The sequence below is a fragment of the Streptomyces sp. CC208A genome (assembly GCF_030010625.1).
GTDB lineage: Bacteria > Actinomycetota > Actinomycetes > Streptomycetales > Streptomycetaceae > Streptomyces.
In genome coordinates this window covers 1-1,483 of the sequence record NZ_JASCXN010000095.1, presented here as the reverse complement: position 1 = coordinate 1,483, position 1,483 = coordinate 1, and the positions used below count along the sequence as shown (strand labels likewise).

General features: G+C 69.6%; 1 protein-coding gene. It reads left to right on the top strand.

The window, feature by feature from the left end:
• Positions 1–1,483 (top strand): acyl-CoA carboxylase subunit beta (locus QK442_RS36105; RefSeq protein ID WP_282698373.1); only part of this gene is annotated, 1,483 nt, incomplete at both ends.

The window sequence follows — 1,483 nt, the reverse complement described above, 5'->3', positions numbered from 1 at the left end:
GAGCGGGCGACCGAGGCCCAGCACGCGAAGGGCAAGCTGACCGCGCGGGAGCGCATCGAGCTGCTCCTCGACCCGGGTTCCTTCAACGAGGTCGAGCAGCTGCGCCGGCACCGCGCGCAGGGCTTCGGCCTGGAGGCCAAGAAGCCCTACACCGACGGTGTGATCACCGGCTGGGGCACGGTGGAGGGCCGGACGGTCTTCGTCTACGCGCACGACTTCCGGATCTTCGGCGGCGCGCTGGGCGAGGCCCACGCCACCAAGATCCACAAGATCATGGACATGGCCATCGCGGCCGGTGCCCCGCTGGTCTCCCTCAACGACGGCGCCGGCGCCCGCATCCAGGAGGGCGTCTCCGCCCTGGCCGGCTACGGCGGCATCTTCCAGCGCAACACCAAGGCGTCGGGTGTCATCCCGCAGATCAGCGTGATGCTCGGCCCGTGCGCCGGCGGCGCCGCCTACTCCCCGGCGCTGACCGACTTCGTGTTCATGGTCCGTGAGACCTCGCAGATGTTCATCACCGGCCCCGACGTCGTCAAGGCGGTCACCGGCGAGGAGATCACCCAGAACGGCCTGGGCGGCGCCGACGTGCACGCCGGCACCTCCGGCGTGGCGCACTTCGCCTACGACGACGAGGAGACCTGCATCGCCGAGGTCCGCTACCTGTTGTCGATGCTCCCGCAGAACAACCGCGAGAACCCCCCGGCCGTCGCCTCCTCGGATCCGGCCGACCGCCGTTCCGAGGTGCTGCTCGACCTGGTGCCCGCCGACGGCAACCGCCCCTACGACATGCACCAGGTCATCGAGGAACTCGTCGACGACGGCGACTACCTGGAGATCCACGAGCGCTGGGCCCGCAACATCATCTGCGCCCTGGCCCGCCTGGACGGCCAGGTCGTCGGCCTCGTCGCCAACCAGCCCCAGTCGCTGGCCGGCGTGCTGGACATCGAGGCCTCCGAGAAGGCCGCGCGCTTCGTCCAGATGTGCGACGCCTTCAACATCCCGATCATCACCCTTCTGGACGTCCCCGGCTTCCTGCCCGGCGTCGACCAGGAGCACGGTGGGATCATCCGCCACGGCGCGAAGCTGCTCTACGCCTACTGCAACGCGACCGTGCCGAGGATCTCGCTGATCCTGCGCAAGGCCTACGGCGGCGCCTACATCGTCATGGACTCCCAGTCGATCGGCGCCGACCTGACCTACGCCTGGCCCACCAACGAGATCGCGGTCATGGGCGCCGAGGGCGCCGCCAACGTGATCTTCCGCAGGCAGATCGCCGAGGCCGAGGACCCCGAGGCCATGCGCGCCCGCATGGTCAAGGAGTACAAGGCCGAGCTGATGCACCCGTACTACGCGGCCGAACGCGGCCTGGTCGACGACGTCATCGACCCCGCCGACACCCGCCAGGTGCTCATCCGGTCCCTCGCCATGCTCCGTACCAAGCACGCCGACCTGCCGTCCCGCAAGCACGGCAACCCGCCTCAGT